This is a genomic window from Streptococcus mitis (assembly GCF_047462815.1).
Taxonomy (GTDB): domain Bacteria; phylum Bacillota; class Bacilli; order Lactobacillales; family Streptococcaceae; genus Streptococcus; species Streptococcus mitis_DO.
On sequence record NZ_JASHFB010000003.1, the window covers coordinates 55,079 to 80,762 of the forward strand.

Genomic DNA, 25,684 nt, shown 5'->3' on the forward strand with positions numbered 1-25,684 from the left:
AGAATAGATGAGAATTGCAGATTACAGCGTGACCAAGGCAGTGCTGGAGCGTCACGGTTTTACTTTTAAAAAGTCCTTCGGGCAAAATTTCTTGACGGATACCAATATTCTTCAAAAAATCGTGGATACGGCTGAGATTGATGACCAGGTTAATGTCATCGAAATCGGGCCAGGGATTGGTGCCTTGACGGAGTTTCTGGCTGAGCGTGCAGCAGAAGTCATGGCCTTTGAGATCGACCACCGTTTGGTACCGATTTTGGCAGATACCTTGCGTGATTTTGATAATGTGACCGTAGTCAACGAGGATATTCTCAAGGTAGACTTGGCGCAACATATCCAGAATTTTAAAAATCCTGACCTGCCAATCAAGGTAGTAGCTAACTTGCCTTATTACATCACAACGCCTATTCTCATGCACTTAATCGAGAGTGGGATTCCTTTTAGTGAGTTTGTTGTTATGATGCAAAAAGAGGTAGCTGACCGCATTTCAGCCCAGCCGAATACCAAGGCTTATGGCAGTTTGTCAATCGCTGTGCAGTATTACATGACTGCCAAGGTTGCCTTTATCGTGCCTCGTACGGTCTTTGTGCCAGCGCCAAATGTGGACTCAGCCATTTTAAAAATGGTGCGTCGTCCAGAGCCAGCCGTAGCAGTGGAAGACGAGAATTTCTTCTTTAAGGTTTCCAAGGCTAGTTTCACTCATCGTCGTAAGACCTTGTGGAACAATTTGACAGGCTACTTTGGCAAGACCGAAGAAGTCAAGGATAAGTTAACCAAGGCCTTGGATCAAGCGGGCTTGTCACCAAGTGTGCGTGGGGAAGCTCTCAGCTTGGCAGAGTTTGCCAGCCTAGCAGACGCACTTAAAGGGCAAGGACTCTAAGATGCAGGGACAAATCATTAAGGCATTAGCTGGGTTCTACTATGTGGAGAGTGATGGCCAGGTTTATCAAACACGCGCGCGTGGAAATTTCCGTAAAAAAGGCCATACACCCTACGTTGGGGACTGGGTAGATTTTTCTGCCGAGGAAAATTCAGAAGGTTATATCCTCAAGATTCACGAACGGAAAAACAGTCTGGTTCGTCCGCCTATTGTCAATATCGATCAAGCTGTGGTGATTATGTCCGTCAAGGAACCGGACTTCAACAGCAATTTGCTGGATCGGTTCTTGGTTCTTTTGGAGCACAAGGGCATCCATCCTATCATCTATATTTCCAAAATGGACTTGTTGGAAGATAGAGGAGAACTGGATTTTTACCAACAAACCTATGGAGCTATTGGCTACGATTTTGTGACGAGTAAAGAGGAACTCCTGCCTTTGTTAACAGGCAAAGTGACGGTCTTTATGGGACAGACAGGTGTTGGGAAATCAACCCTTCTCAATAAAATCGCACCGGACCTCAATCTTGAAACAGGAGAAATCTCAGACAGTCTGGGTCGTGGCCGTCATACCACTCGAGCTGTTAGTTTTTACAACCTCAATGGGGGTAAAATTGCAGATACACCGGGCTTTTCATCACTAGACTATGAAGTGACAACGGCTGAAGACCTCAATCAGGCTTTCCCAGAGCTTGCTAGTATCAGTCGAGATTGTAAGTTCCGTAGCTGTACCCATACTCATGAGCCGTCTTGTGCGGTCAAGCCAGCTGTAGAAGAAGGGACCATTGCCACCTTCCGTTTTGACAACTACCTACAATTCCTCAGTGAAATTGAAAATCGTAGAGAAACCTATAAAAAAGTCAGCAAAAAAATTCCAAAATAAGGAGAAACCTATGTCTCAATACAAGATTGCTCCGTCAATTCTGGCAGCAGATTATGCCAACTTTGAACGTGAAATCAAACGCTTAGAAGCAACTGGGGCAGAATATGCCCATATCGATATCATGGATGGGCACTTTGTACCACAAATCAGTTTTGGTGCAGGTGTAGTCGAAGCTCTTCGTCCCCATAGCAAGATGGTCTTTGACTGCCACTTGATGGTAGCTAATCCAGAGCATCATCTGGAAGACTTTGCGCGTGCAGGGGCAGATATCATCAGTATCCATGTGGAAGCAACGCCTCATATTCATGGCGCTCTCCAAAAGATTCGTTCGCTCGGCGTTAAACCTTCGGTTGTCATTAACCCTGGTACGCCTGTTGAAGCCATTAAGCACGTGCTTCACCTAGTTGACCAAGTCTTAGTCATGACAGTGAACCCTGGCTTCGGTGGGCAAGCTTTTCTACCTGAAACCATGGATAAGGTTCGTGAGTTGGTTGCCCTTCGTGAGGAAAAAGGCTTGAATTTTGAAATCGAAGTCGATGGCGGAATTGATAATCAAACTATTGCTCAGGCTAAAGAAGCTGGTGCGACCGTTTTTGTAGCAGGTTCCTATGTCTTTAAGGGAGATGTTAATGAGCGAGTACAAACTCTCAGAAAACAACTGGACTAGAGTTGCCGTTTTTGCAGGCGGAGACCGAGGTCACTACCGGACGGATTTTGATTGCTTTGTCGGTGTGGATCGAGGCTCGCTTTGGGTCTTGGAGGAAAAACTTCCTCTCGCCATAGCAGTTGGGGATTTTGATTCTGTAACCGCAGAAGAGCGTCAGTTGATTCAAAAACGTGCTCAGCATTTTGTCCAAGCGCGACCAGAAAAAGATGATACTGATCTGGAATTGGCTCTTTTAACCATCTTTGAGCAAAATCCTCAGGCTCAGGTCACTATTTTCGGGGCTCTTGGTGGTCGTATTGACCATATGCTGGCTAACGTCTTTCTGCCTAGCAATCCCAAGTTGGCCCCCTATATGCGTCAGATAGCGATTGAGGATGGGCAAAATTTGATTACCTATTGCCCAGAAGGGACCAGTCAACTTGAACCACGTTCAGACTATGACTACCTAGCCTTTATGCCAGTTCGGGATAGCCAGCTGACCATTCTTGGTGCCAAGTATGAGTTGACAGAGGAAAATTTTTTCTTTAAAAAAGTGTACGCTTCTAACGAATATATAGATAGGGAAGTGTCGGTGACTTGCCCAGATGGCTATGTGGTTGTACTGCATAGCAAGGATAGGAGGTAGGATGGAAAGTTTACTTGTTCTATTATTAATTGCCAACCTAGTTGGACTCTTTCTCATTTGGCAAAGGCAGGATAAGCAGGAAAAACACCTAAGTAAGTGTTTGGAGGATCAGGCAGATCATCTATCAGACCAGTTGGATTATCGCTTTGAGCAAGCCAGACAAGCCAGCCAGTTGGATCAAAAAGATTTGGAAGTGGCTGTCAGCGATCGCCTGCAAGAAGTGCGAATCGAATTGCACCAAGGTCTGACTCAGGTCCGTCAAGAAATGACAGATAATCTCCTCCAAACTAGAGATAAGACTGACCAACGCCTCCAAGCCCTGCAGGAATCAAATGAGCAACGTTTGGAACAAATGCGCCAGACGGTCGAGGAAAAGTTGGAAAAGACCTTACAGACACGCTTGCAGGCTTCCTTTGAGACAGTTTCCAAGCAACTAGAATCTGTCAATCGTGGTCTCGGAGAAATGCAGACAGTTGCCCGCGATGTTGGTGCTCTCAATAAGGTTCTCTCTGGGACCAAGACGCGAGGGATTCTGGGTGAATTGCAACTGGGGCAAATTATCGAAGATATCATGACACCAGCCCAGTATGAACGAGAATACGCAACGGTTGAAAACTCTAGTGAACGAGTGGAGTATGCCATCAAGTTACCTGGACAAGGCGACCAAGAGTACGTCTATCTACCAATTGACTCCAAGTTTCCACTAGCAGATTATTACCGTCTAGAAGAAGCCTATGAAGCAGGTGATAGGGACGAGATTGAACGCTGTCGCAAGTCACTCCTAGCAAGTGTCAAGCGTTTTGCCAAGGATATCAAGAGCAAGTACATAGCACCGCCTCGGACGACCAATTTTGGAATCTTGTTTGTTCCGACAGAAGGTCTCTACTCAGAAATCGTCCGCAATCCTGTCTTCTTTGATGATTTGAGGCGAGATGAGCAGATTATTGTCGCAGGACCAAGTACCCTATCAGCCCTGCTTAACTCTCTATCAGTTGGCTTCAAGACTCTCAATATCCAAAAAAGTGCTGACCATATTAGCAAGACTCTTGCTAGTGTCAAGACTGAATTTGGCAAGTTTGGTGGCATTCTGGTTAAGGCACAAAAACACCTCCAACATGCCTCTGGCAATATTGATGAACTATTAAACCGTCGTACCACTGCTATCGAGCGGACGCTCCGTCACATTGAGTTGTCAGAAGGTGAGCCTGCGCTTGATCTACTCCATTTCCAAGAAAATGAGGAAGAATATGAAGATTAGTCACATGAAAAAAGATGAGCTGTTTGAAGGCTTTTATCTAATCAAATCAGTTGACCTGAGGCAAACTCGAGCTGGGAAAAACTACCTAGCCTTTACCTTCCAAGATGATAGTGGCGAGATTGATGGGAAGCTCTGGGATGCCCAACCTCATAACATTGAGGCCTTTACCGCAGGTAAGGTTGTCCACATGAAAGGGCGTCGAGAAGTTTATAACAACACTCCTCAGGTCAATCAAATCACCCTATGCCTGCCTCAACCCGGTGAACCCAATGATCCAGCTGATTTCAAGGTCAAGTCGCCAGTTGATGTCAAGGAAATCCGTGACTATATGTCGCAAATGATTTTCAAGATTGAAAATCCTGTTTGGCAACGAATTGTCCGAAATCTCTACACCAAGTATGATAAGGAATTTTACTCTTATCCAGCCGCCAAGACCAACCACCACGCCTTTGAAACGGGATTGGCCTATCATACGGCGACCATGGTGCGTTTGGCAGATGCCATTAGCGAGGTCTATCCTCAGCTCAATAAGAGCCTGCTCTATGCAGGAATTATGCTGCATGACTTGGCTAAAGTTATTGAGTTGACGGGACCAGACCAGACTGAGTATACAGTGCGAGGCAATCTTCTTGGACATATCGCTCTAATTGATAGTGAAATTACCAAGACAGTCATGGAACTCGGTATCGATGACACCAAGGAAGAAGTCGTTCTGCTCCGCCACGTTATCCTCAGCCACCACGGTTTATTAGAGTACGGAAGTCCAGTTCGTCCACGTATCATGGAGGCAGAGATTATCCATATGATTGACAATCTGGATGCTAGCATGATGATGATGTCAACAGCTCTGGCTTTGGTGGATAAGGGAGAGATGACCAATAAAATCTTCGCTATGGACAATCGTTCCTTCTATAAACCAGATTTAGATTAATAATTTAAGAAAAATGAGCATTTTTTAGGATAATAATGTTCGTTTTTTTATGTGAATATGGTATAATGGATAAAATATCAAAATTAAATGAAATGGGAAATAGAAATGAAATTAAGAAGAAGTGATCGGATGGTTGTCATTTCCAACTATTTGATTAATAATCCTTATAAACTAACTAGTCTCAATACTTTTGCTGAAAAGTATGAATCTGCTAAATCATCCATCTCAGAAGATATCGTGATTATCAAACGTGCCTTTGAGGAAATCGAAATCGGCCACATCCAGACAGTAACTGGGGCTGGTGGAGGTGTCATTTTCACACCATCAATTTCGAGCCAGGATGCCAAAGAAATGGTTGAGGACTTGCGTGCCAAGTTGTCAGAAAGTGACCGTATCTTGCCAGGTGGCTATATCTACTTGTCAGATTTGCTTAGCACACCAGCTATCTTGAAAAATATTGGACGCATTATTGCCAAGAGCTTTATGGATCAAAAAATTGATGCGGTTATGACAGTAGCGACCAAGGGTGTGCCACTTGCAAATGCAGTTGCCAATGTCCTCAATGTTCCTTTTGTCATTGTGCGCCGTGACTTGAAAATTACCGAAGGTTCAACTGTCAGCGTCAACTATGTTTCAGGTTCAAGTGGTGACCGCATTGAGAAAATGTTCCTTTCAAAACGTAGTCTCAAGGCAGGCAGCCGTGTCTTGATTGTGGATGACTTCTTGAAAGGCGGAGGAACTGTCAACGGGATGATCAGTCTCTTGCGTGAGTTTGATTCAGAACTAGCTGGTGTCGCAGTCTTTGCGGACAATGCCCAAGAAGAACGTGAAAAGCAATTTGACTACAAGTCACTCTTGAAGGTAACCAATATTGATGTCAAGAACCAAGCCATCGATGTTGAGGTTGGCAATATCTTTGACGAAGATTAAGAGATAGAACTAAAGGTTGGAACGATTGTCCCAGCCTTTCTTTGCAAATAGAATAGAAGGAAGCTTATGAAAACACCATTTATCAATAGAGAAGAGTTAGAAGCGATTGTTGCCGAGTTCCCAACTCCCTTTCACTTGTATGATGAGAAGGGGATTCGTGAGAAGGCAAGAGCTGTCAACCAAGCCTTTTCGTGGAATAAGGGTTTTAAGGAATATTTTGCAGTTAAGGCTACTCCAACACCAGCTATCTTGAAAATCCTCCAAGAGGAAGGTTGCGGTGTGGACTGCTCTAGTTATGTAGAGCTTTTGATGAGCCATAAACTGGATTTCCCCGGTTCTGAGATTATGTTCTCTTCAAACAACACGCCAGACAAGGAATATGCCTATGCGCGTGAATTAGGTGCGACCATTAACTTGGATGCTTTTGAAGATATTGAACATCTAGAGCGTGCAGCAGGCATTCCAGAAATTATCTCTGGTCGTTACAATCCTGGCGGTGTTTTTGAACTGGGAACAGATATCATGGACAATCCTGGAGAAGCCAAGTTTGGGATGACTAAGGACCAGCTCTTTGAAGCTTTTGCAATTTTGAAGGAAAAAGGAGCCAAGACCTTTGGGATTCACTCCTTCCTAGCATCTAATACGGTGACCCATCTCTATTATCCAGAGTTGGCTCGTCAGCTTTTTGAATTGGCTGTTGAAATCAAGGAAAAGTTGGGCATTTCTCTAGACTTTATCAATCTTTCTGGTGGTATTGGTGTTAACTATCGTCCTGATCAGGAACCAAATGACATCGCCTTGATTGGTGAGGGAGTTCGTAAGGTTTATGAAGAAGTCCTTACACCAGCAGGTCTTGGTGAGGTCAAGATTTTCACAGAATTGGGTCGCTTTATGTTGGCCCCTCACGGAGCTTTGGTCACAAGAGTGACTCATAAGAAGGAAACCTACCGTACCTATCTAGGTGTGGATGCATCAGCAGTCAACCTTATGCGTCCAGCTATGTATGGAGCCTATCACCACATTAGTAATGTGACCCATCCAGATGGACCAGCTGAAGTGGTAGATGTGGTCGGTTCACTCTGCGAAAACAATGATAAATTTGCAGTGAATCGTGAACTGCCTCATACAGAAATAGGTGATTTGCTGGTAATTCATGATACAGGTGCCCACGGTTTTTCAATGGGCTACCAGTATAATGCCAAATTACGTTCTGCGGAAATCCTCTATACTGAAGAAGGCAAAGCTCGTCAAATCCGCCGTGCAGAGCGCCCTGAGGACTATTTTGCAACCTTGTATGGCTTTGATTTTGAAGAATGATCTGATAATAGATTGAAAATGAAATTGAAAAACAGATTGCTTTCTAAAAAATAGGCAAAAATCTTGTTTTTCCTTCAAGTCGTGATATAATAAAACTATAAAACGTTTTCAAGGAAGGTAACGATATGTCTGAAGAAACAATTGATTATGGACAAGTGACAGGAATGGTGCATTCGACAGAAAGCTTTGGTTCAGTAGATGGGCCTGGTATTCGCTTTATTGTCTTTTTGCAGGGATGTCACATGCGTTGCCAGTACTGTCACAACCCGGATACTTGGGCTATGGAGTCCAATAAATCACGTGAACGGACAGTAGATGATGTCTTGGCAGAGGCCTTGCGCTACCGCGGTTTCTGGGGAAATAAGGGTGGTATTACAGTCAGTGGAGGAGAAGCCCTCTTGCAGATTGATTTCTTGATTGCCCTCTTCACCAAAGCTAAGGAACAAGGAATCCACTGTACTTTGGACACCTGTGCCCTTCCTTTCCGTAATAAACCACGTTACCTTGAAAAGTTTGACAAACTCATGGCAGTCACTGACTTGGTTCTCTTGGATATCAAGGAAATCAACGAAGAACAGCACAAGATTGTCACTAGCCAAACTAATAAAAACATATTGGCCTGTGCCCAATATCTATCAGATATTGGAAAACCTGTCTGGATTCGTCATGTTCTAGTTCCAGGATTGACAGACAGAGATGATGACTTGATTGAACTTGGTAAGTTCGTCAAGACCCTCAAAAATGTTGATAAGTTTGAAATCCTTCCTTATCACACCATGGGTGAGTTCAAGTGGCGTGAACTGGGAATTCCATATTCCCTCGAAGGAGTCAAACCACCAACAGCAGACCGTGTTAAGAATGCCAAGAAACTCATGGATACCGAAAGTTATCAAGACTATATGAAACGTGTACATGGATAAAAAAGAAGCCTGATGGAAACATCGGGCTTTTGATACTCAATGAAAATCAAAGAGCAAACTAGGAAGCTAGCCGCAGGCTGTACTTGAGTACGGCAAGGCGAAGCTGACGTGGTTTGAAGAGATTTTCGAAGAGTATGACTTGCAAAAAAGACTTAGCAAACTAGCTAAGCCTTTTTCTTCTTATCTCGAACGTTGTTTTCCAGCGTTGCGATTTTTGTGTTTTTTCTTGCTTGTGATAGCAGTTGGTTGTTCAGGAGTAACGTCTTTTCGTCCACTTGGTTTAGAGAAAGCACTTGCTTTTGGTGGGTTCTTGGCTAGTTCTTCACGGACTTTTTTGCGAAGTTTTGGACGAACGATATAGTTGACGATAAACTGTTGGAGAATCATCATGAAACCACCGACAACCCAATAAAGAGTGACACTAGCTGGTGAGATGAGGGAGAAGCCGGCAATCATGACTGGGCTCACGTAAGCCATTTTCTTGATTTGATCTCTTTGCATTTCATCTTCTACTCCGTGAAGTGAAAGGAGTGATTGAAGATAGTAAAGGACACCAGCGCAGGCAGCTAAAATCATACTTGGAGAGCCTAGAGGAATTCCTAGGTAACTTGCTTGAGCAACACCTTCAGTATGTTGGGCAGCAAAGTAAATTGCAGAGAAGAAAGGCATTTGAAGGAGGATAGGGAAGCATCCTACACCACCAAACATGCTGATGCCGTGCTCTTTTTGAGCAGCAAAGAGAGCTTGTTGGGCTTCGAGTTTTTCTTCTTGAGTTGTTGCTTCCTTGAGACGTGTTTGGTGTGGCTCAAGGACGTGCTTGAGGGCGTTCATCTTTTCAGAGTGAAGCGTTGCCTTCCATGATTGGTAGATACCAAGTGGCAAGATAATCAAGCGCACGATAATGGTTACGATGATGATAGCGACACCGAAGCCTAGACCTTTATCAGTAGCGAAGTACTTGATAGCTTCTCCCATCGGAGCACCCAAGAAATCCCAAACGGGACCAATTGGCTTACCTGTTGCTTTATCAATCTGAACGCAACCAGTCAAGACTAGCAACATAGCCACTCCCATAGCTGAGAGTGCAAAACGTTTAATAGATTTCACTGTTTTTATTCCTTCTTTAAAAATTATACCTTTCTATTCTACTGTTTTTTTACAAAATATACAATAGTTCTAGAGACCTAATTTGCGATTTTAAAGTCAGGGTAGGGAGGAAAGTTGCTTAGTTTGACATCTAAGTAGCTGACTTTTGAAAAAGGTGTGGGTCCTTTGCGGATTTCTTGGATAAATTTTGCCATGGTAGCAGATGAGTCTGCTTGGGCTAAAATTTCTACTGTGCCATCGTCGTTATTCCATACTCGACCTGTGATGCCACCAATTTCAAGTGCCAAGCTGTAAACACCCCAACGAAAGCCGACACCCTGTACCCTACCTTGGGCAATCATTCTAACCTTTTGCATACCAAACCCCTTTGATTGTGTTATAATATTTCTATGACTATTATAACCTCAAAAGCCAATTCTGTGGTAAAAAATGCCAAGAAATTACACCAAAAAAAATACCGCAAGTCTGCCTATTTGATTGAAGGCTGGCACTTGTTTGAAGAAGCTGTTCAAGCTGGAGTGACGATTGAGAAAATCTTTGCCCTAGAAAGTTATCGAGAACAGTTAGTTGCTTTTCCGCAAACTGTCTGGGTATCAGAGGATATTTTGCTAGATTTGGCGGATTCTCAGACTCCACAGGGAATTGTTGCCGTGGTTCAAAAAGAAGAAGTAGGGCAAGCTGACTTTAGTCAGGGCAAGCTCTTGTTTTTGGAAGATGTGCAAGATCCTGGTAATGTAGGAACCATCATTCGGACTGCGGATGCAGCAGGTTTTACAGGAGTGATTGTTTCAGATAAGTCGGCAGACATCTACAGTCTCAAGACCTTGCGTTCTATGCAAGGCAGTCATTTCCATCTGCCCATTTATCGGATGTCGAGCCAAGCGCTTCTCGAGGAAGCTAAAAAGGCTGGTATCCCTGTGCTAGCAACCACACTTTCCAAGGATTCTAAAGATTATCGTGACTTGACACATTTAGATCAGTTTGTCTTGGTTATGGGAAATGAAGGTCAAGGAATTAGTCCCCTCATGGTTGAAAGTGCAGACCAGTTGGTTCACATTAGCATGAAGGGTCAGGCAGAGAGTCTCAATGTTGCAGTTGCAGCCGGTATTTTGATTTTCCATTTAAGCTAATTTTAACTTTCTTTGTTATAATCAAGGAAAGACATTCATAGAAAAGGAGAAAAGATGAATCATACTATTATACAAGACCGTACTGGTCTCAATCAATTTTACGCTAAGGTTTATGCCTTTGTTGGTCTGGGGATCGGACTATCCGCTTTAGTATCAGGTCTTATGTTGACCGTCTTTCAGTCTCAGTTGGTTTACTTTTTGATGCAGGGACGTCTCTGGTTGACCTTTGCTACTTTTGCAGAGCTAGCTCTGGTCTTTGTTGCCAGCAGTATGGCTTCGAAGAATAGTCCAGCGGCTCTTCCAGTATTTTTACTTTACTCAGTATTAAACGGCTTTACCCTCAGTTTTGTGGTGGCATTCTATACTCCAGGTACAGTTTTATCTGCCTTTGTATCAAGCGCCCTTCTCTTCTTTGTCATGGCGGCAGTCGGTATGTTCACCAAGAAAGATTTGAGTGGCCTTGGTCGGGCTATGATGGCGGCTCTTATCGGTTTGCTGCTTGCCATGGTAGTCAATATTTTCTTGGCTAGCGGTTTCTTTGATTATATGATTAGCGTAGCCATGGTTTTGGTCTTCTCAGGGCTGATTGCTTGGGACAACCAAAGAATTCGTCTCGCTTATGAACAATCGCAAGGTCGTGTAGCGACAGGCTGGGTTGTGTCAATGGCTCTCAGTATTTATCTTGATTTTATCAATCTTTTCCTAAGTATTTTACGTATCTTTGGTCGCAATGACTAGAGGGTTCATGACATCAGTGTTCCAAGGAGCACTGATTTTTTTAAATTTTCTCTTTTCTTTTCTTGGAAATAGGTGTATAATGCTTTTAATTAATTTTTGAGGAGTAGCCTATGAAGAAAAGTTTTATCCATCAACAAGAAGAAATTTCCTTTGTCAAAAACACTTTTACCCAGTATTTGAAAGATAAGTTAGAAGTTGTCGAAGTTCAAGGTCCTATCTTGAGCAAGGTCGGTGACGGGATGCAGGATAACCTGTCTGGTGTGGAAAATCCAGTATCTGTCAAGGTTTTACAGATTCCTGATGAAACCTATGAAGTGGTGCACTCACTTGCTAAATGGAAACGCCATACTTTGGCTCGTTTTGGTTTCGGTGAGGGAGAAGGTCTTTTTGTTCACATGAAGGCCCTTCGTCCAGACGAAGACTCGCTGGATGCAACCCACTCTGTTTATGTCGACCAGTGGGACTGGGAGAAGGTTATCCCAAATGGCCAACGTAACATTGCCTACCTAAAAGAAACAGTTGAGAAGATTTATAAGGCCATTCGTTTGACAGAACTAGCTGTTGAAGCTCGCTATGACATCGAGTCTATCTTGCCAAAACAAATCACTTTTATCCACACAGAAGAGTTGGTAGAACGCTACCCATACTTGACACCGAAAGAACGTGAAAATGCGATCTGTAAAGAATTCGGAGCAGTTTTCTTGATTGGTATCGGTGGCGAGTTGCCAGATGGTAAACCGCACGATGGACGTGCACCAGACTACGATGACTGGACAAGTGAGTCTGAAAATGGCTACAAGGGTCTTAACGGCGATATTCTTGTTTGGAATGAGTCTTTAGGCGGAGCCTTTGAGTTGTCCTCTATGGGGATTCGTGTAGATGAAGAAACTCTTCGCCGTCAGGTAGAAATCACCGGTGATGAAGACCGCTTGGAATTGGAATGGCACAAGGCTTTGTTGAATGGCCTATTCCCATTGACGATCGGTGGAGGAATTGGACAATCTCGTATGGCCATGTTCTTACTTCGCAAGAAACATATCGGAGAAGTGCAAACAAGTGTCTGGCCTCAAGAAGTCCGCGATACTTACGAAAATATTTTGTAGAGAATCGAACCGCAAGGTTCGGTTTTCTTTCTCTTTTCGCCCATAATTTGGTATAATAAACGGTATGAAAATCGTATCAGGAATCTATGGGGGACGTCCCCTCAAGACGCTAGAAGGCAAGACGACAAGACCCACTTCGGATAAGGTTAGGGGAGCCATTTTTAACATGATTGGCCCCTACTTTGAAGGGGGGCGAGTCTTGGACCTTTATGCAGGTAGTGGTGGTTTATCTATCGAGGCAGTCTCACGTGGCATGTCCAGCGCTGTTTTGGTGGAGCGAGACCGTAAGGCTCAGGCTATCGTGGCTGAAAATATCCAGATGACCAAGGAAGTTGGGAAATTTCAACTCCTCAAGATGGAGGCTGAACGGGCCTTGGAGCAGGTATTTGGACACTTCGATCTCATTTTCTTAGACCCTCCTTACGCCAAGGAACAAATCGTAGCAGATATTGAAAAAATGGCTGAGAGAGAGCTTTTTTCTGAGGATGTCATGGTCGTGTGTGAGACGGATAAGGCCGTTGAACTTCCAGAAGAAATTGCCTGCTTGGGCATCTGGAAGGAAAAAATTTATGGAATTAGTAAGGTGACGGTCTATGTCAGATAAGATTGGCTTATTCACAGGCTCATTTGACCCTATGACAAATGGGCATCTGGATATGATTGAACGAGCTAGCAAACTCTTTGATAAGCTCTATGTGGGTATTTTTTTTAATCCCCACAAACAAGGATTTCTCCCTATCGAAAATCGTAAACGGGGGCTAGAAAAGGCTGTGAAACATTTGGAAAATGTTGCAGTCGTGTCTTCTCATGATGAATTGGTGGTTGATGTCGCAAAGAGACTGGGTGCTACTTGCCTAGTGCGGGGGTTGAGAAATGCGGCGGATTTGCAATATGAAGCCAGTTTTGATTACTACAACCATCAGCTGTCTCCTGATATAGAGACCATATATTTGCATAGCCGACCGGAACATCTCTATATCAGTTCATCCGGTGTTAGAGAGATTTTGAAGTTTGGTCAGGATATTGCCTGCTATGTTCCCGAGAGTATTTTGGAGGAAATAAGAAATGAAAAAAAAGATTAGATGGCCCTTATACGTCATTGCGGCCTTGATTGTGACTTTCTTGGCATTTGTAGTGCCCTTGCCCTATTATATAGAGGTTCCAGGTGGTTCGGAAGATATTCGCCAAGTCCTTAAAGTAAATGACACAGAAGATAAGGAAGCTGGTGCCTATCACTTCGTTACGGTCGGTGTTCAGCATGCTACTTTAGCTCATATGATTTATGCTTGGTTGACGCCTTTTACAGATATTCGCAGTGCTCAGGAGACTACAGGTGGTTCTTCCGATGTTGAATTTATGCGAATTAATCAATTCTACATGCAGACATCGCAAAATATGGCCAAGTATCAAGGGCTAAAAACAGCTGGTAAGGATATTGAACTCAAATACCTTGGTGTTTATGTTTTGACTGTGACGGATAATTCGACCTTTAAAGGGATTCTCAACATTTCTGATACAGTCACAGCAGTCAATGATCAGACTTTTGACAGTTCCAAAGACTTGATTGATTACGTCAACTCTCAAAAACTGGGAGACTCCGTTAAGGTCACCTATGAAGAGGATGGGCAAACCAAGTCCGCAGAAGGTAAGATTATCACCTTGGAAAATGGCAAAAATGGGATTGGAATCGGCTTGATTGACCGTACAGAAGTGACCAGTGATGTCCCAATTCGTTTTTCAACAGCTGGTATCGGAGGACCAAGTGCAGGTCTCATGTTTAGTCTGGCTATCTATACTCAAATAGCTGATCCAGGCCTTCGTAATGGCCGAATTGTTGCCGGTACAGGTACCATTGACCGCGATGGCAATGTGGGGGACATTGGAGGTATTGATAAGAAAGTTGTGGCTTCGGCTAGAGAAGGTGCTGCGATTTTCTTTGCACCTGATAACCCTGTTAGCGAAGAAGAACAAAAAGCGCACCCGGATGCGAAAAACAACTATCAAACAGCTCTGGAAGCAGCTAAAACAATCAAGACAGATATGAAAATCGTGCCAGTTAAAACCCTACAAGATGCAATTGATTACTTGAAAAACAATCCCTAGTTTTTAAGTGAAGTTTCCAAACTAGCGCACAAACAGAGAAGATGGTATAATAGTCAAATGGTTCAATTATTATTCACTCTAAGCAGTCACATGCTCTTTATTTATGTGAGTTTTTACCTTTTAAAGGATCTTGTTAGATGGGAAAAGGTTTTAAAAGTGACAACTGAGAATACAGGAAAAGTTCGTTTATTAGTAGCCTTTTTTAGCATTGTAATGGGCTATATCTTGAGTTCTTTCTTTATCAGCCTATATCAGTTATGGCAAGAAGCACTTAGAGGATTATTATAAAATCAAATGTAAAGGAAATAAGTATGGAAAAAATTGTGGTTCAAGGTGGCGATAATCGTCTGGTAGGAAGTGTTACGATCGAGGGAGCAAAAAATGCAGTCTTGCCCTTATTAGCAGCGACTATTCTAGCCAGTGAAGGAAAGACCGTCTTGCAGAATGTTCCTATCTTGTCAGATGTTTTCACTATGAATCAGGTGGTTCGTGGTTTGAATGCCAAGGTGAATTTTGATGAGGAGGCTCACCTTGTTGAGGTGGACGCGACTGGCGATATCACTGAGGAAGCTCCTTACAAGTATGTCAGCAAGATGCGCGCATCCATCGTTGTCTTGGGACCAATTCTTGCTCGTGTAGGTCATGCTAAGGTATCCATGCCAGGTGGTTGTACGATTGGTAGCCGTCCTATTGATCTTCATTTGAAAGGTCTAGAAGCTATGGGGGCTAAGATTAGTCAGACAGCTGGTTATATCGAAGCCAAGGCTGATCGCTTACATGGAGCTCATATCTATATGGACTTCCCAAGTGTTGGTGCTACGCAGAACTTAATGATGGCAGCGACTCTGGCTGATGGGGTGACAGTGATTGAAAATGCTGCGCGTGAGCCTGAGATTGTTGACCTAGCTATTCTCCTCAATGAAATGGGAGCCAAGGTTAAAGGTGCTGGTACAGAGACCATTACCATTACCGGTGTTGAGAAACTTCACGGTACGACTCACAATGTAGTCCAAGACCGTATCGAAGCAGGAACCTTTATGGTGGCTGCTGCCATGACTGGTGGTGATGTCTTGATTAAAGACGCTGTTTGGGAGCACAACCGTCCCTTGATTGCCAAATTGCTTGAAATGGGAGTGGAAGTGACGGAGGAGACTGAGGGAATTCGAGTTCGCTCTCAACTAGAAAATCTAAAAGCTGTTCATGTGAAAACCTTGCCCCACCCAGGATTTCCAACAGATATGCAGGCTCAATTTACAGCCTTGATGACTGTCGCAAAAGGGGAATCAACTATGGTGGAGACGGTATTCGAAAATCGTTTCCAACATCTAGAAGAAATGCGTCGCATGGGCTTGCACTCTGAGATTATCCGTGATACAGCTCGTATTGTTGGTGGTCAACCTTTGCAGGGGGCAGAAGTTCTTTCAACTGACCTTCGTGCCAGTGCGGCCTTAATTTTGACAGGTTTGGTAGCACAAGGAGAAACTGTAGTTGGTAAATTGGTTCACTTGGATAGAGGTTACTACCGTTTCCATGAGAAGTTGGCGCAGCTAGGCGCTAAGATTCAGCGGATTGAGGCAAGTGATGAAGATGAATAAGAAATCAAGCTACGTAATCAAGCGTTTACTTTTAGTCATTCTGGTACTGATTTTAGGCGTTCTAGCTCTAGGAATCGGTTTAATGGTCGGCTATGGAATCTTGGGCAAGGGTCAAGATCCATGGGCTATCCTGTCTCCAGCAAAATGGCAGGAATTGATTCATAAATTTACAGGAAATTAGGCTGGAAAACCAGCCTTTTTTAAAGATAAGGAGAAATATGAACAAAAAAACAAGACAGACACTAATCGGATTGCTAGTGTTATTGCTTTTATCTGCAGGGAGCTACTATATCAAGCAGATGCAGTCGACAGCTAATAGTCCTAAAACCAAGCTTAGTCAGAAAAAACAAGCGTCTGAAGCTCCTAGTCAAGCATTGGCAGAAAGTGTCTTAACAGACGCAGTCAAGAGCCAAATAAAAGGGAGCCTGGAGTGGAATGGCTCAGGTGCTTTTATCGTCAATGGTAATAAAACAAATCTAGATGCCAAGGTTTCAAGTAAGCCTTATGCTGATAATAAAACAAAGACAGTGGGTAAGGAAACTGTGCCAACCGTAGCTAATGCCCTCTTGTCTAAGGCTACTCGCCAGTACAAGAATCGTGAAGAAACTGGGAATGGTTCGACTTCATGGACTCCTCCAGGCTGGCATCAGGTTAAGAATCTAAAGGGTACTTATACCCATGCGGTCGATAGAGGTCACTTGTTAGGCTATGCCTTAATCGGTGGTTTGGATGGTTTTGATGCTTCAACAAGCAATCCTAAAAATATTGCTGTTCAAACAGCCTGGGCAAATCAGGCGCAAGCTGAGGATTCGACTGGTCAAAACTACTATGAAAGCATGGTGCGTAAAGCCTTGGACCAAAACAAGCGTGTCCGTTACCGTGTAACCCTTTATTACGCTACAAATGAGGATTTAGTTCCTTCAGCTTCACAGATTGAAGCCAAGTCTTCAGATGGAGAATTGGAATTCAATGTTCTAGTTCCCAATGTTCAAAAGGGACTTCAACTGGATTATCGAACTGGAGAAGTAACGGTAACTCAGTAAAAGATAAGATAAACTCCTATGTCACTAGCGGCTGTAGGAGTTCTTTTTTGGACCATTTAAGTAGGGCTTAGAATAGACATTGAGAAAAAATAATATGTACTGGACTATATTTTGTGATATAATAAAGGATAAGATACTATTTTAGGAGAAGAACTATGGAAGACCCAAGTAGTCAGAACTTGTTGCTACAATTTGTTTTATTGTTTATCTTGACGGTGTTAAATGCCTTTTTCTCAGCCACAGAAATGGCCATGGTTTCACTTAACCGTGCGCGGGTTGAACAAAAGGCAGAAGAAGGAGATAGACGCTATATCCGTCTGCTGAAGGTACTAGAAAATCCTAACCACTTTTTATCAACCATTCAAGTAGGGATTACTCTGATTACGATCTTATCAGGGGCGAGTTTGGCAGAAACTCTGGGACGAGAAATTGCATCTTGGCTTGGAAATGGCGAAACAGCTTATGCCGTTGCAAGTTTTCTATCTTTAGCATTTTTGACTTATATTTCCATCGTTTTTGGGGAATTGTATCCTAAGAGAATCGCTCTTAATCTAAAGGATGCCTTGGCCATTCGTACAGCGCCAGTTATTATTGGATTGGGGAAACTAGTTAGTCCCTTTGTTTGGCTCTTATCTGCATCTACCAATCTCTTGAGTCGCTTGACTCCTATGACCTTTGACGATGCTGATGAAAAAATGACCCGTGATGAAATTGAGTACATGCTGACAAATAGTGAAGAAACACTAGATGCTGACGAAATTGAGATGTTACAAGGGATTTTTTCACTAGATGAACTGATGGCCAGAGAAGTCATGGTTCCTCGAACGGATGCCTTTATGGTCGATATTCAGGATGATAGTCAAACCATCATCCAAAGTATTTTAAAACAAAATTATTCTCGTATCCCTGTCTATGATGGAGACAAGGATAACGTGATTGGGATTATTCACACTAAGAGTCTCCTTAAGGCGGGCTTTGTGGACGGTTTTGACAATATTGTTTGGAAGAAAATCTTACAAGATCCACTTTTTGTTCCTGAAACTATTTTTGTGGATGACTTGTTAAAAGAATTGCGCAATACCCAAAGACAAATGGCAATTTTGCTGGATGAATACGGTGGTATGGCTGGTTTGGTGACACTTGAAGACCTCTTAGAGGAAATCGTTGGGGAAATCGATGATGAAACAGATAAGGCCGAAATCGAAGTTCATCAAATCGGAGAAGATACTTATATTGTTCAAGGTACCATGAATCTCAATGATTTTAATAGCTACTTTGATGTTGAGCTGGAAAGTGATGACGTTGATACCATCGCTGGTTATTATTTGACAGGAGTTGGGACCATTCCAACGACTGAGAAACTCAGTTATGAATTAGTCAGCCAAAACAAACAGCTTATCCTAACCAATGATAAAGTGAAAAATGGACGTGTTACCAAGGTAAAAGTCCAAATCACAGAAGTCGAAATAGAAGAAGAAACAGAGTAAATTAGAGGCTTTTGTCATCATGAGTGACAAAGCTTTTTTCAGTTGATTTCAAGAGGGAATTGTGTCCTCGAAAAACTCAGCCCCAACCTAGTCCCAAAAGTTTTTTAAAGTTATACGTATTTATTCGAGGAAAAAAGAAAAAAGCCCTTTAAATTGGGCTTTCTGTCTTGATAAATTCCGATAAATTCGGTATTGAAAGGCGGTAGACGGATTTGAACCGACGATCAAGCTTTTGCAGAGCCATGCCTTACCACTTGGCTATACCGCCTTAACGTTTATTATTATACCTTGAAAATGATTTTCAGTCAATAGCTTTTTCAGATTTTTTGTGTCAATAAGCCTAAATATTCTGAAAATTCGTTTACTTTTATTGAAATATCTTAAAATATATGGTATAATCAATAATAACCTATACTTTATTTATAAGAGGAGTAAATAAATGAAAAAAAGTCAAGTGCTTGCTGTAGCGGGAGCTACCTTATTAGCGTCAGGAGTTCTAGCTGCGTGTTCAAACACTAGTTCAAATAATGCTAAATTAGCAAAAGATTACCAATATGTTTATCAAACAGATCCAGAAACCTTGGATTATATCGTCAGCAATATCGATTCAACATCTTTCGTCACAACAAATGCTGTAGATGGTTTGTTGGCTAACGATAAATATGGTAATCTGGTTCCTTCTATTGCTGAATCATGGACAGTTTCAAAAGATGGTTTGACTTATACTTATAAAATCCGTAAGGATGCTAAATGGGTAACTGCAGAGGGAGAAGAATACGCTCCTGTAACTGCTAAAGACTTTGTTACTGGTTTGAAACATGCCGTAGATGGAAAATCAAAAGGACTTTCAATCGTTAGCTCTTCTATTAAAGGATTAGAAGCCTATATCAAGGGTGAAACAAGCGATTTTTCAACCGTTGGAGTAAAAGCACTTGATGACCAAACATTAGAATATACCTTGAACCAGCCAGAAACTTTCTGGAATGACAAGACAACTAGTGGTGTTTTGATGCCGGTTAATGAAGAATTCTTAACTTCAAAAGGGGAAGGTTTTGGTGCCCCAACCGATGCTAACTCTATTCTTTATAACGGTCCATTTGTCTTGAAGGCTGTAACTCCTAAATCATCTATCGAGATGGCTAAAAATGACGCTTACTGGGATAAAGAAAATGTAAAAATTGAGAACGTTAAGTTCACTTTCTGGGATGGTAAGGACCAAGATGTAATTGCCAAAGGTTTTTCTGATGGTCAATATAGCAAGGCGCGTATCTTCCCTACAAGTTCTACATATGAAAAATATGCGGCTGACTTCAAAGATAACATTTACTTTAACGAACCAGGTGCTGGTGTTGCAACTGTCAGCTTGAATTATGGCCGTACAACCTATAACCACACTGCCAAAACAAGTGATGCCCAAAAGACATCTACTCAGAAAGCGTTGTTAAACAAGGAATTCCGTCAAGCTTTGAACTTTGCAGTCGATCGCAATTCTTACTCAGCTCAAACAAATGGTACTGATGGAGCTGCAGTAGCCATCCGTAATACGTTTGCACCTTATAATCTTCAAGTTGGTAAGAAAACATTTGGTGAATTGGTACAAGATAGCTTGGCTAAGACAAATTCTTCTACTTGGTCAAACGTGTCTCTAGCAGATTCTCAAAATGGACTTTACAATGAAGAAAAAGCGAAAGAAGTCTTTGCTAAAGCTAAATCAAGCTTGCAAGCTGAAGGTGTTGAATTCCCAATCCACTTGGATGCCTTGGTTATCCAAGAATCAACAGCGGTTGTTAACCGTGTTCAATCATTGAAACAATCAATTGAAAAAGTATTGGGTTCAGATAATGTTGTTGTAGACTTACAACAAATGACTCAAGCAGAAGCTTTACCAATTTCATTTAGCGCTCCAACAGCTAAAGAACAAGACTGGGATATCCATACCTTGCTAGGATGGAACCCTGACTATCAAGATCCTTCTACTTTCTTGGATCAATTCGTCCTTAAGGGAGGAAGCACTCGCCTTTACCTTGGTATTGACCAAAACACAGATGCATCAGTAGTAAGCAAACTTGGTTTAGCTGACTATGGAAAATTACTTAATGACGCAAACAGCGAAAACCAAGACGTTCAAAAACGTTATGAAAAATACGCGGTAGCACAAGCTTGGTTGACTGATAATGCTTTGACAATTCCAGTAATGGCTTCTCCTAAAGAAACAGCCGTTTCATATGTTTCAAAAGTTCTACCATTTAGCTCTTCATATTCTGTAGCCGGCCTTAAAGGTGAAAATTCAGGATACTTGAAGTACACTGAAGTTGGTGAAAAAGCAATCACCAAAGAAGAGTATGAAAAAGCTCGTGAAAAATGGTTGAAAGAAAAGACTGAGTCAAACGAGAAAGCTCAAAAAGAATTGGCAAGTCATGTGAAGTAAATAATTTTCAATAGAACTTTCTCTCCATGAGGAGAAGGTTCTTTTGGGATTTTTAAAGGAAATGATATGAAAAAATATATTTTTATGCGTGTTTTGCGGTCATTGGTTTCTATCTTCTTAGTAACAACCTTGACTTACACGATTATCTATACAATGGTTCCTCGAAAATTGATTTTCAAACAGGATACCAACTATAACAAGATTGCGACAACTGCTGATAAACGTGATAACTATGAGAATACCGTTTATGAGCGTATGGGCTATATCGAGTACTACGATACCAAAGAGTTGCAAGAAAAAGCTAGCCAGATGGATGCCTCTGTAACCGTTGAAGCTAATGACACCAACAAGGCTATCTATGAAAAATATATCAAACAAATCGGTCATGGTTGGACCTTGGGAGAATTTACTGAAAGTGGCCAATTCTACGCTACTCGTGAAATCCCGATTTTTGAACGTGTTTTTCACTTCTATGCTAACTTGATTGACATTGATCATACAAATAAAATTCAAGACCCTGAAAATCCAGACTTGAAGCGTTATCTTCGTTTCGAAAACGATCCAGCGATCGGATGGTCATTGGTTGGTTCAGGAACTAAACACAAATATCTCTTGTACTTCAACAGTCAGTTCCCATTTGTGCATCAAAACTTTGTGAACATTAATTTAGGTGACTCTTATCCAACCTATGCTAATAGCCCTGTTTTACAGGTTATTACTCAGGGGCAAGGGCAAACAAAAACTGCTCAAGTTCAGTTCCCAACAGGTAAGAAAACTTCTTCTGTAAATATTTACTCAAGAACCTACAAATCACCTAGTCAGGCTGACTCTCGTGAAGTAGCTAATTATGGGAAAGATGATCCATATACTGCAACTGAAAGCAACTACCAATATCCTTCTATGATTGCTAGCTCTGCAGTCGTTGGATTGATCGGTTTGGTGATTTCTTATGCGATTGCCGTGCCACTTGGTTCAGCAATGGCTCGCTTCAAGAATACTTGGATTGATAGCTTCTCAACAGGGGCTTTGACCTTCTTGATGGCTCTTCCAACAATTGCCTTGGTTTATATCGTTCGTTTGGCTGGTTCTTCAATCGGCTTACCAGATTCATTCCCTATCTTGGGTGCTGGAGATTGGCGTTCTTACGTTTTACCAGCAGTTATCCTTGGTTTGTTGGGTGCTCCGGGTACAGCCATTTGGATTCGTCGTTATATGATTGACTTGCAATCACAGGACTTTGTTCGTTTTGCTCGTGCCAAAGGTTTGTCTGAAAAAGAAATTTCAAACAAACACATCTTTAAAAATGCCATGGTTCCACTGGTTTCAGGAATTCCTGGTGCCGTTATCGGGGTTATCGGTGGTGCAACCCTTACTGAAACAGTCTTCGCCTTCCCAGGTATGGGTAAAATGTTGATTGACTCTGTAAAAGCATCTAATAACTCTATGGTCGTTGGTCTTGTCTTCATCTTTACATGTATTTCTATCTTCTCACTTCTTTTGGGAGATATTTGGATGACGATTATTGACCCACGTATTAAATTGACTGAGAAAGGAGGCAAATAATGTCTACAATCGATAAAGAAAAATTTCAGTTTGTAAAACGTGACGATTTTGCCTCTGAAACTATTGATGCGCCAGCATATTCTTACTGGAAATCAGTGTTTAGACAATTTATGAAGAAGAAATCAACTGTAGTCATGTTGGGAATCTTGGTAGCTATCATTTTGATGAGTTTCATCTACCCAATGTTTTCTAAGTTTGATTTTAATGATGTCAGCAAAGTAAACGACTTTAGTGCTCGTTATATCAAGCCAAATGCTGAGCATTGGTTCGGTACAGATAGTAACGGTAAATCTCTCTTTGACGGTGTCTGGTTCGGAGCTCGTAACTCCATCCTCATTTCTGTGATTGCGACAGTGATTAACTTGGTTATCGGTGTTTTTGTCGGTGGTATTTGGGGGATTTCAAAATCAGTTGACCGTGTGATGATGGAAGTTTATAACGTCATCTCAAACATTCCATCTCTTTTGATTGTCATTGTCTTGACTTACTCAATCGGAGCTGGATTCTGGAATCTGATTTTTGCTATGAGTGTGACAACATGGATTGGAATTGCCTTCATGATCCGTGTGCAAATCTTGCGTTACCGTGATTTGGAATACAACTTGGCGTCACGTACTTTGGGAACACCAACCTTGAAGATTGTTGCCAAAAATATCATGCCTCAATTGGTATCTGTTATTGTGACAACCATGACTCAAATGCTTCCAAGTTTTATCTCATACGAAGCCTTCTTGTCATTCTTCGGTCTTGGACTACCGATTACTGTGCCAAGTTTGGGTCGTTTGATTTCAGATTATTCACAAAACGTAACAACCAATGCTTACTTGTTCTGGATTCCATTGACAACTCTTGTCTTGGTATCCTTGTCCCTTTTCGTAGTTGGTCAAAACTTAGCGGATGCTAGTGATCCACGTACACATAGATAGGAGTAGAAATGACAAAAGAAAAAAATGTAATTTTGACTGCTCGCGATATTGTCGTGGAATTTGACGTTCGTGACAAAGTATTGACAGCCATTCGCGGCGTTTCCCTTGAACTAGTTGAAGGAGAAGTATTAGCCTTGGTAGGTGAGTCAGGATCAGGAAAATCTGTTTTGACAAAGACTTTCACAGGTATGCTTGAAGAAAATGGTCGCATTGCCCAAGGTAGTATTGACTACCGTGGTCAGGATTTGACAGCCTTGTCTTCTCACAAGGATTGGGAACAAATTCGTGGTGCTAAGATTGCGACGATCTTCCAAGATCCAATGACTAGTTTGGACCCAATTAAAACAATTGGTAGTCAGATTACAGAAGTTATTGTAAAACACCAAGGAAAAACAGCTAAAGAAGCGAAAGAATTGGCCATTGACTACATGAATAAGGTTGGGATTCCAGATGCAGATAGACGTTTTGATGAATACCCATTCCAATATTCTGGAGGAATGCGTCAACGTATCGTTATTGCGATTGCCCTTGCCTGCCGACCTGATGTCTTGATTTGTGATGAGCCAACGACTGCTTTGGATGTAACCATCCAAGCACAGATTATTGATTTGCTGAAATCTTTACAAAACGAGTATCATTTCACAACAATCTTTATTACCCACGACCTTGGTGTGGTGGCAAGTATTGCGGATAAGGTAGCGGTTATGTATGCAGGAGAAATCGTTGAATATGGAATGGTTGAGGAAGTCTTCTATGACCCTCGCCATCCATATACATGGAGTCTCTTGTCTAGCTTACCTCAGCTTGCTGATGATAAAGGGGATCTTTACTCAATCCCAGGAACACCTCCGTCACTTTATACTGACTTGAAAGGGGATGCCTTTGCCTTGCGTTCAGACTATGCAATGCAGATTGACTTCGAACAAAAAGCTCCTCAATTTTCAGTAACAGAGACACATTGGGCTAAAACTTGGCTTCTTCATGAGGATGCTCCAAAAGTAGAAAAACCAGCTGTGATTGCAAATCTCCATGATAAGATCCGTGAAAAAATGGGATTTGCCCATCTGGCTGATTAGGAGGAAGGAAATGTCTGAAAAATTAGTAGAAATCAAAGATTTAGAAATTTCCTTCGGTGAAGGAAGTAAGAAGTTTGTCGCGGTTAAAAATGCTAACTTCTTTATCAACAAGGGAGAAACGTTCTCTCTTGTAGGTGAGTCAGGAAGTGGGAAAACAACAATTGGTCGTGCGATAATCGGTCTAAATGATACAAGTAATGGTGATATCATTTTTGATGGTCAAAAGATTAATGGTAAGAAATCGCGTGAACAAGCTGCGGAATTGATTCGTCGAATCCAGATGATTTTCCAAGACCCTGCCGCAAGTTTGAATGAACGTGCTACTGTTGATTATATTATTTCTGAAGGTCTTTACAATCACCGTCTGTTTAAGGATGAAGAAGAACGTAAAGAGAAAGTTAAAAATATTATCCGTGAAGTAGGTCTTCTTGCTGAGCACTTGACTCGTTATCCTCATGAGTTTTCAGGTGGTCAACGTCAACGTATCGGTATTGCCCGTGCCTTGGTCATGCAACCAGACTTTGTTATTGCGGATGAGCCCATTTCAGCCTTGGACGTTTCTGTTCGTGCCCAAGTCTTGAACTTGCTCAAAAAATTCCAAAAAGAACTTGGTTTGACCTATCTATTTATCGCCCATGACTTGTCTGTCGTTCGCTTTATTTCAGATCGTATCGCAGTTATTTACAAGGGTGTTATTGTAGAGGTTGCAGAAACAGAAGAATTGTTTAACAATCCAATCCACCCGTATACTCAAGCCTTGCTTTCAGCGGTACCAATCCCAGATCCAATCTTGGAACGTAAGAAGGTCTTGAAGGTTTACGACCCAAGTCAACACGACTATGAGACTGACAAACCTTCTATGGTAGAAATCCGTCCAGGTCACTATGTTTGGGCCAACCAAGCCGAATTGGCGCGTTACCAACAAGGGTTAAACTAATAATGGTTTTATAATTTCCATGTCAACTTTTATGGAAATT

Annotated in this window: 27 protein-coding genes and 1 tRNA gene; 25 read left to right on the top strand and 3 right to left on the bottom strand. The window is 42.1% G+C overall.

Annotated elements, in window-relative coordinates:
• Positions 1–7: 7 nt before the first annotated feature.
• From rsmA to pflA, 9 genes are all read left to right on the top strand, one after another.
• Positions 8–880 carry a 16S rRNA (adenine(1518)-N(6)/adenine(1519)-N(6))-dimethyltransferase RsmA gene (gene rsmA / locus QM865_RS02220; RefSeq protein WP_001216838.1) on the top strand — a complete coding sequence of 291 codons (873 nt, stop codon included), beginning with the start codon at positions 8–10 and terminating at the stop codon, positions 878–880.
• 1 nt (position 881) lies between these two features.
• Positions 882–1,760 (top strand): ribosome small subunit-dependent GTPase A, encoded by an 879-nt coding sequence (gene rsgA / locus QM865_RS02225; protein WP_414305918.1) that lies wholly within the window; start codon positions 882–884, stop codon positions 1,758–1,760.
• Positions 1,761–1,770: 10 nt separating this feature from the next.
• The gene (rpe, locus tag QM865_RS02230; protein ID WP_414305919.1) at positions 1,771–2,427 is read left to right on the top strand and encodes a ribulose-phosphate 3-epimerase; all 657 of its coding nucleotides are present in this window, start codon (positions 1,771–1,773) and stop codon (positions 2,425–2,427) included.
• Positions 2,390–3,052 carry a thiamine diphosphokinase gene (locus QM865_RS02235; protein WP_414305920.1) on the top strand — a complete coding sequence of 221 codons (663 nt, stop codon included), beginning with the start codon at positions 2,390–2,392 and terminating at the stop codon, positions 3,050–3,052. Before rpe ends, QM865_RS02235 begins: the two co-directional genes overlap by 38 nt.
• Before the next feature lies 1 nt (position 3,053).
• Entirely contained in the window at positions 3,054–4,310 is a 1,257-nt protein-coding gene (gene rmuC, locus QM865_RS02240; protein ID WP_414305921.1) for a DNA recombination protein RmuC, read from the top strand.
• Positions 4,300–5,241, top strand: coding sequence for a 3'-5' exoribonuclease YhaM family protein (locus QM865_RS02245; protein ID WP_414305922.1), 942 nt, complete (start codon positions 4,300–4,302; stop codon positions 5,239–5,241). The genes rmuC and QM865_RS02245 overlap by 11 nt, the downstream gene beginning before the upstream one ends.
• Before the next feature lie 105 nt (positions 5,242–5,346).
• Positions 5,347–6,171: a pur operon repressor gene (gene purR, locus QM865_RS02250; protein WP_414305923.1), complete on the top strand. Its 825-nt coding sequence runs from the start codon at positions 5,347–5,349 to the stop codon at positions 6,169–6,171.
• Positions 6,172–6,237: 66 nt separating this feature from the next.
• Positions 6,238–7,488 (top strand): diaminopimelate decarboxylase, encoded by a 1,251-nt coding sequence (locus QM865_RS02255; protein ID WP_414305924.1) that lies wholly within the window; start codon positions 6,238–6,240, stop codon positions 7,486–7,488.
• Between the two features lie 125 nt (positions 7,489–7,613).
• Positions 7,614–8,408, top strand: coding sequence for a pyruvate formate-lyase-activating protein (pflA, locus tag QM865_RS02260; protein WP_033683045.1), 795 nt, complete (start codon positions 7,614–7,616; stop codon positions 8,406–8,408).
• A 180-nt stretch (positions 8,409–8,588) separates the two neighbouring features.
• Here pflA and yidC read toward each other — a convergent pair whose 3' ends face one another.
• The gene (gene yidC, locus QM865_RS02265; protein WP_414305925.1) at positions 8,589–9,515 is read right to left on the bottom strand and encodes a membrane protein insertase YidC; all 927 of its coding nucleotides are present in this window, start codon (positions 9,513–9,515) and stop codon (positions 8,589–8,591) included.
• Between the two features lie 77 nt (positions 9,516–9,592).
• The gene (locus tag QM865_RS02270) at positions 9,593–9,871 is read right to left on the bottom strand and encodes an acylphosphatase (protein WP_001174616.1); all 279 of its coding nucleotides are present in this window, start codon (positions 9,869–9,871) and stop codon (positions 9,593–9,595) included.
• A 33-nt stretch (positions 9,872–9,904) separates the two neighbouring features.
• Here QM865_RS02270 and QM865_RS02275 point away from each other — a divergent pair, with 33 nt between their 5' ends.
• The 11 genes from QM865_RS02275 (at position 9,905) to QM865_RS02325 (ending at position 18,714) form a co-directional block, all read left to right on the top strand.
• Positions 9,905–10,645, top strand: coding sequence for a TrmH family RNA methyltransferase (locus QM865_RS02275; protein ID WP_414305926.1), 741 nt, complete (start codon positions 9,905–9,907; stop codon positions 10,643–10,645).
• A gap of 54 nt (positions 10,646–10,699) precedes the next feature.
• The gene (locus tag QM865_RS02280; RefSeq protein ID WP_414305927.1) at positions 10,700–11,383 is read left to right on the top strand and encodes a Bax inhibitor-1/YccA family protein; all 684 of its coding nucleotides are present in this window, start codon (positions 10,700–10,702) and stop codon (positions 11,381–11,383) included.
• 110 nt (positions 11,384–11,493) lie between these two features.
• Positions 11,494–12,486 (top strand): aspartate--ammonia ligase, encoded by a 993-nt coding sequence (gene asnA / locus QM865_RS02285; protein WP_414305928.1) that lies wholly within the window; start codon positions 11,494–11,496, stop codon positions 12,484–12,486.
• Between the two features lie 64 nt (positions 12,487–12,550).
• Positions 12,551–13,090, top strand: coding sequence for a 16S rRNA (guanine(966)-N(2))-methyltransferase RsmD (gene rsmD, locus QM865_RS02290; protein WP_414305929.1), 540 nt, complete (start codon positions 12,551–12,553; stop codon positions 13,088–13,090).
• A complete protein-coding gene (gene coaD, locus QM865_RS02295) occupies positions 13,080–13,568 on the top strand; it encodes a pantetheine-phosphate adenylyltransferase (protein WP_414305930.1) in 489 nt (162 codons plus the stop codon). The genes rsmD and coaD overlap by 11 nt, the downstream gene beginning before the upstream one ends.
• Positions 13,552–14,589, top strand: coding sequence for a SepM family pheromone-processing serine protease (locus tag QM865_RS02300; RefSeq protein ID WP_061087578.1), 1,038 nt, complete (start codon positions 13,552–13,554; stop codon positions 14,587–14,589). Before coaD ends, QM865_RS02300 begins: the two co-directional genes overlap by 17 nt.
• Before the next feature lie 57 nt (positions 14,590–14,646).
• Positions 14,647–14,877: a DUF1146 family protein gene (locus QM865_RS02305; protein WP_000250395.1), complete on the top strand. Its 231-nt coding sequence runs from the start codon at positions 14,647–14,649 to the stop codon at positions 14,875–14,877.
• A gap of 23 nt (positions 14,878–14,900) precedes the next feature.
• Complete coding sequence (murA, locus tag QM865_RS02310; RefSeq protein ID WP_261094134.1) at positions 14,901–16,184, top strand: UDP-N-acetylglucosamine 1-carboxyvinyltransferase; 1,284 nt, start codon at positions 14,901–14,903, stop codon at positions 16,182–16,184.
• Positions 16,177–16,365, top strand: coding sequence for a DNA-directed RNA polymerase subunit beta (locus tag QM865_RS02315; RefSeq protein ID WP_025170734.1), 189 nt, complete (start codon positions 16,177–16,179; stop codon positions 16,363–16,365). The genes murA and QM865_RS02315 overlap by 8 nt, the downstream gene beginning before the upstream one ends.
• Positions 16,366–16,402: 37 nt before the next feature.
• Entirely contained in the window at positions 16,403–17,227 is an 825-nt protein-coding gene (gene endA, locus QM865_RS02320; RefSeq protein WP_414305931.1) for a DNA-entry nuclease EndA, read from the top strand.
• Positions 17,228–17,382: 155 nt separating this feature from the next.
• Positions 17,383–18,714 (top strand): hemolysin family protein, encoded by a 1,332-nt coding sequence (locus QM865_RS02325; RefSeq protein WP_414305932.1) that lies wholly within the window; start codon positions 17,383–17,385, stop codon positions 18,712–18,714.
• A 197-nt stretch (positions 18,715–18,911) separates the two neighbouring features.
• On the opposite strand, the gene QM865_RS02330 is transcribed toward QM865_RS02325, so the two are convergent.
• Positions 18,912–18,982 (bottom strand) — tRNA-Cys (locus QM865_RS02330).
• 171 nt (positions 18,983–19,153) lie between these two features.
• Here QM865_RS02330 and QM865_RS02335 point away from each other — a divergent pair.
• The 5 genes from QM865_RS02335 to QM865_RS02355 all read left to right on the top strand — a co-directional run bounded on the left by QM865_RS02335 (position 19,154) and on the right by QM865_RS02355 (position 25,644).
• On the top strand, positions 19,154–21,142 hold the full coding sequence (locus QM865_RS02335) for a peptide ABC transporter substrate-binding protein (protein WP_414305933.1): 1,989 nt from the start codon (positions 19,154–19,156) through the stop codon (positions 21,140–21,142).
• A 66-nt stretch (positions 21,143–21,208) separates the two neighbouring features.
• Positions 21,209–22,705: an ABC transporter permease gene (locus QM865_RS02340; RefSeq protein ID WP_060806096.1), complete on the top strand. Its 1,497-nt coding sequence runs from the start codon at positions 21,209–21,211 to the stop codon at positions 22,703–22,705.
• On the top strand, positions 22,705–23,631 hold the full coding sequence (gene oppC, locus QM865_RS02345; RefSeq protein ID WP_000103703.1) for an oligopeptide ABC transporter permease OppC: 927 nt from the start codon (positions 22,705–22,707) through the stop codon (positions 23,629–23,631). The genes QM865_RS02340 and oppC overlap by 1 nt, the downstream gene beginning before the upstream one ends.
• An 8-nt stretch (positions 23,632–23,639) precedes the next feature.
• Complete coding sequence (locus QM865_RS02350; protein ID WP_414305934.1) at positions 23,640–24,707, top strand: ABC transporter ATP-binding protein; 1,068 nt, start codon at positions 23,640–23,642, stop codon at positions 24,705–24,707.
• A gap of 10 nt (positions 24,708–24,717) precedes the next feature.
• Positions 24,718–25,644, top strand: coding sequence for an ATP-binding cassette domain-containing protein (locus QM865_RS02355; protein ID WP_001291288.1), 927 nt, complete (start codon positions 24,718–24,720; stop codon positions 25,642–25,644).
• Positions 25,645–25,684 lie beyond the last annotated feature (40 nt).

Coding starts and splice junctions, on each gene's coding strand:
- QM865_RS02300 (WP_061087578.1), top strand. CDS start 13,552: ATGAAAAAAAAGATTAGATGGCCCTTATACGTCATTGCGGCCTTGATT.
- oppC (WP_000103703.1), top strand. CDS start 22,705: ATGTCTACAATCGATAAAGAAAAATTTCAGTTTGTAAAACGTGACGAT.
- QM865_RS02270 (WP_001174616.1), bottom strand. CDS start 9,871: ATGCAAAAGGTTAGAATGATTGCCCAAGGTAGGGTACAGGGTGTCGGC.
- QM865_RS02355 (WP_001291288.1), top strand. CDS start 24,718: ATGTCTGAAAAATTAGTAGAAATCAAAGATTTAGAAATTTCCTTCGGT.
- QM865_RS02245 (WP_414305922.1), top strand. CDS start 4,300: ATGAAGATTAGTCACATGAAAAAAGATGAGCTGTTTGAAGGCTTTTAT.
- QM865_RS02305 (WP_000250395.1), top strand. CDS start 14,647: ATGGTTCAATTATTATTCACTCTAAGCAGTCACATGCTCTTTATTTAT.
- QM865_RS02350 (WP_414305934.1), top strand. CDS start 23,640: ATGACAAAAGAAAAAAATGTAATTTTGACTGCTCGCGATATTGTCGTG.
- QM865_RS02335 (WP_414305933.1), top strand. CDS start 19,154: ATGAAAAAAAGTCAAGTGCTTGCTGTAGCGGGAGCTACCTTATTAGCG.
- QM865_RS02340 (WP_060806096.1), top strand. CDS start 21,209: ATGAAAAAATATATTTTTATGCGTGTTTTGCGGTCATTGGTTTCTATC.
- rsmA (WP_001216838.1), top strand. CDS start 8: ATGAGAATTGCAGATTACAGCGTGACCAAGGCAGTGCTGGAGCGTCAC.
- pflA (WP_033683045.1), top strand. CDS start 7,614: ATGTCTGAAGAAACAATTGATTATGGACAAGTGACAGGAATGGTGCAT.
- asnA (WP_414305928.1), top strand. CDS start 11,494: ATGAAGAAAAGTTTTATCCATCAACAAGAAGAAATTTCCTTTGTCAAA.
- QM865_RS02255 (WP_414305924.1), top strand. CDS start 6,238: ATGAAAACACCATTTATCAATAGAGAAGAGTTAGAAGCGATTGTTGCC.
- murA (WP_261094134.1), top strand. CDS start 14,901: ATGGAAAAAATTGTGGTTCAAGGTGGCGATAATCGTCTGGTAGGAAGT.
- QM865_RS02275 (WP_414305926.1), top strand. CDS start 9,905: ATGACTATTATAACCTCAAAAGCCAATTCTGTGGTAAAAAATGCCAAG.
- rsmD (WP_414305929.1), top strand. CDS start 12,551: ATGAAAATCGTATCAGGAATCTATGGGGGACGTCCCCTCAAGACGCTA.
- QM865_RS02280 (WP_414305927.1), top strand. CDS start 10,700: ATGAATCATACTATTATACAAGACCGTACTGGTCTCAATCAATTTTAC.
- QM865_RS02235 (WP_414305920.1), top strand. CDS start 2,390: ATGAGCGAGTACAAACTCTCAGAAAACAACTGGACTAGAGTTGCCGTT.
- QM865_RS02315 (WP_025170734.1), top strand. CDS start 16,177: ATGAATAAGAAATCAAGCTACGTAATCAAGCGTTTACTTTTAGTCATT.
- QM865_RS02325 (WP_414305932.1), top strand. CDS start 17,383: ATGGAAGACCCAAGTAGTCAGAACTTGTTGCTACAATTTGTTTTATTG.
- coaD (WP_414305930.1), top strand. CDS start 13,080: ATGTCAGATAAGATTGGCTTATTCACAGGCTCATTTGACCCTATGACA.
- rmuC (WP_414305921.1), top strand. CDS start 3,054: ATGGAAAGTTTACTTGTTCTATTATTAATTGCCAACCTAGTTGGACTC.
- endA (WP_414305931.1), top strand. CDS start 16,403: ATGAACAAAAAAACAAGACAGACACTAATCGGATTGCTAGTGTTATTG.
- rsgA (WP_414305918.1), top strand. CDS start 882: ATGCAGGGACAAATCATTAAGGCATTAGCTGGGTTCTACTATGTGGAG.
- rpe (WP_414305919.1), top strand. CDS start 1,771: ATGTCTCAATACAAGATTGCTCCGTCAATTCTGGCAGCAGATTATGCC.
- purR (WP_414305923.1), top strand. CDS start 5,347: ATGAAATTAAGAAGAAGTGATCGGATGGTTGTCATTTCCAACTATTTG.